This window comes from Gluconobacter sp. P1D12_c, assembly GCF_018812105.1.
Taxonomy (GTDB): Bacteria; Pseudomonadota; Alphaproteobacteria; order Acetobacterales; family Acetobacteraceae; genus Gluconobacter; species Gluconobacter oxydans_A.
In genome coordinates this window covers 1-368 of the sequence record NZ_JACSIQ010000826.1, presented here as the reverse complement: position 1 = coordinate 368, position 368 = coordinate 1, and the positions used below count along the sequence as shown (strand labels likewise).

General features: G+C 43.6%; 1 protein-coding gene. It reads left to right on the top strand.

What is annotated here, in order from left to right; genetic code table 11:
* Positions 1-368: hypothetical protein (locus tag KP705_RS21900; RefSeq protein ID WP_215765491.1), on the top strand; the 368-nt coding region annotated here is incomplete at both ends.

Below are 368 nucleotides of genomic sequence, written 5' to 3'. Positions count from 1 at the left end.
ATATATGATGACCTCAAGGCGGAGCATAGGAAATGGACACGCAAGCTCTCTGATTGCTTCCGTTGGCTCAATCAAAAATATGGTTCAAATCTGTATTTCAGGGGGAMTGAGTTCACTCATAATGAGGATCATGAAACCCTTAACATGCATATGAATATCCTCTTTGATCTGCCGTATTTGAAGGGGAACGGCTGGCAGGATTTTCTTGCTGATGTTCGTGAGAGGATGTCGTGCATTGTTAAGGATGCGGGAACTCTTGAGTCTGTTGATGAGGTCACAAAATATGTGACTAAGCCGAACGATATTGAGACGATGGAGGATGGCCATCTTGAGTGGTTCTATAATGAGACACTCAATACGCGACTGAT